At 69.4% G+C, this 2,510-nt stretch carries 3 protein-coding genes; 1 reads left to right on the top strand and 2 read right to left on the bottom strand.

The window, feature by feature from the left end:
- Positions 1-145 precede the first annotated feature (145 nt).
- Entirely contained in the window at positions 146-523 is a 378-nt protein-coding gene (locus AB0C20_RS35980) for a hypothetical protein (protein WP_146766340.1), read from the bottom strand.
- On the bottom strand, positions 520-897 hold the full coding sequence (locus tag AB0C20_RS35975) for a hypothetical protein (RefSeq protein ID WP_146766342.1): 378 nt from the start codon (positions 895-897) through the stop codon (positions 520-522). The genes AB0C20_RS35980 and AB0C20_RS35975 overlap by 4 nt, the downstream gene beginning before the upstream one ends.
- Positions 898-1,044: 147 nt before the next feature.
- Here AB0C20_RS35975 and AB0C20_RS35970 point away from each other — a divergent pair.
- A partial coding sequence (locus tag AB0C20_RS35970; protein ID WP_357569694.1) for a BTAD domain-containing putative transcriptional regulator occupies positions 1,045-2,510 on the top strand: 1,466 nt, incomplete at its 3' end.

Genomic DNA, 2,510 nt, shown 5'->3' with positions numbered 1-2,510 from the left:
AGCCAGCCGAACAACACGCCCATGAAGGCCAGGTCCAGGAAACCCCAGCCGCTGCCGACCGGGCATCGGTCGGGGACGGGCCGTTGAGCGTCCTTCGCGCGTGGCAGTGACCTGTCGCTGTGGTCGACGCCCAGGTCACCCGGCGCTAGGCGACCCCGCTGCGCCACCGGTCACAGGTGTCGGTGGCCCAGGCCGGCTGGTCGACGCAGGAGCGGAACCGGACCGTGCGCCCCTCACCGAAATTGTGGTTCCACTGGGAGCAGTCACCGCTGCTTCCCGGGTTGTAGTGCGAGCCGGTCTGTAGGGATCCGTCGATGCGGACGTACTCGAACGCGACGTACGAGATGAGGCCGTCCGAGGACGTGTCGCAGTTCTCGAACTTGTCTCCGTAGCTGATGAACCGCGACGACGAGCCCGTGACCTCGGACACCGCGTCGGTCCCGGCGTATGCGCTGGTCCCGGTCGCGAGAATCGTCGCCGTCGCGGCGACGGCTACCACACTGAGCTTCCCAAGCGTCCTCATGCGACACCCACCGCCCAGTTGCTGCAGGGATCCGGGATGATTCCCGGCATGTCGAGGCAGGCACGGAAGGTGACGCTGCGGCCCTCGCCGAAGTTGTGGTCGTACGAGGCGCAGGTCCCGCTTCCGAGGCCGTTGTACTCGAGGTCGCGCTGGACAGTGCCGTCCTTGCGGATGTACTTGTACTCGTTGTAGACGTTCAACCCGTCGGTCTCGGTGTCGCAGACCGAGAATGAGTCGCCGTAACTGGTGAACGTCACCTTCGCGCCGGACACCGTGGCAACCCGGTCGGTGCCGGCCTGTGCGATGCCGCCCGTGCCCACCAGGACCGCCGCGGTCGTGGCGACGACGACGAGTGGTCGTTTCAGCCATCCCATGTCGTTCTCCTCCATCTCGTTGGCAGCCCGTCCTGGGCTGTCCCGATCGACTATCGGCGTCGGGTCTGGGGACGGTCTGGGACGGACCTGGTATCCGCTGGTGGAACCGGGGTAAGACAGAAACGGCGCCTGGGTGAGGAGATGCGGGTGGCGGTGCGATTCGGTTTGCTCGGTGACGTAGTGGCGACAGTCGACGACCGCCCGGTCGCCCTCGGGCATGCCCGACAGCAATGCGTCCTGGCCGCGCTGCTCGTGGACGTCAACCGGGCGGTCTCCGTCGACCAGCTCATCGACCGGGTCTGGGGCGAGAGCCCACCGCAACGCGCCCGCGACACCCTCTACGGCTACCTGTACCGCTTGCGCCGCAACCTGGCCGACGTTCCCGACGCGACGATCACGCGCCGATCCGGTGGCTACCTGCTGGCTGCCGACGAGATGGCGGTGGACCTGCACCGCTTCCGCCAGCTGCGTGACGAGGCCCGCGCCGAGCGGTCCGAGGACGACCGCCTCGCCCTGTTCGACAAGGCACTCGGCCTCTGGCGCGGTGACCCGTTCTCCGGGCTGGACGCGTTCTGGCTCGACACCGTGCGGACGGATCTGGAGCAGGAGAAGCTGACAGCGGAACTCGAACGCATCGATGCGGCACTGCGGGTCGGCCACCACGACGAGGTTCTGGCGGACCTGTCGCGGCTCGTGCCCGGGCAACCGTTGAACGAGCGCCTGGCCGGCCAGATGTTGCTCGCGCTCTCCGGCGCCGGCCGCTCGGCCGAGGCGCTGGAGCACTACCGGCGTTTTCGGGACCTGTTGGTCGAGGAACTTGGCGTGGAGCCGAGCCCGCATCTCCAGCAGTTGCACCTGTCGATCCTGGCGCCGGATGTCGCGGCGGACACGCCTCAGACCGGGTCACCTGTCCCCCGACAGCTGCCCATGCCGTCCGGGTCGTTCACCGGCCGGTCCGACGATCTGGCGCAGCTCGACGCGGCCCTGCTGACGAGCGGTGAAACGACCGGTACCGCGGTGGCCGTGAGCGGCACCGGCGGAATCGGCAAGACCTGGCTCGCGCTGCACTGGGCGGCCACCCACCTCGACCGGTACCCGGACGGTCAACTCTTCGTCAACCTCAGCGGCTTTCACCCCACCGAACCGCCGATGACCCCGGCTGGCGCGGTACGCGCGATTCTGGACGCGCTCGACGTCGCCCCGAACGCTGTGCCGGCCGATCTCGACTCCCAGATCGGCTTGTATCGGAGCCTGGTGGCCGACCGACGGATGCTGATCGTGCTGGACGACGCCCGGGACCCCGATCAGGTCCGCCCGCTGCTGCCCGGCTCGGCCAGTTGCGCGGTAGTGGTGACCAGCCGGAATCAGATGTCGGGCCTGGTGGCGACCGAAGGGCTCCGTCCTCTGCCGCTCGGCTGTCTGAGCCGGGACGAGGCCCTTCACCTCCTCGCCGGCCGGCTCGGCCGGGATCGGCTCTCGACGGAGGCTGACGCGGCGGGCAGCATCGTCGGGGCTTGCGCCGGCCTGCCGCTCGCCCTGTCGATCGTGGCGGCCCGGGCCGCCCCCAGTCCCGGCCGCGAGCCGGGACGCCCGGCGCACCAGCTCACCCGCCA

The sequence above is a fragment of the Micromonospora sp. NPDC048843 genome (genome assembly GCF_040649965.1).
GTDB lineage: Bacteria > Actinomycetota > Actinomycetes > Mycobacteriales > Micromonosporaceae > Micromonospora > Micromonospora hortensis.
This window is presented reverse-complemented; position numbering and strand designations above follow the sequence as displayed.

Coding starts and splice junctions, on each gene's coding strand:
- AB0C20_RS35975 (WP_146766342.1), bottom strand. CDS start 897: ATGGGATGGCTGAAACGACCACTCGTCGTCGTCGCCACGACCGCGGCG.
- AB0C20_RS35980 (WP_146766340.1), bottom strand. CDS start 523: ATGAGGACGCTTGGGAAGCTCAGTGTGGTAGCCGTCGCCGCGACGGCG.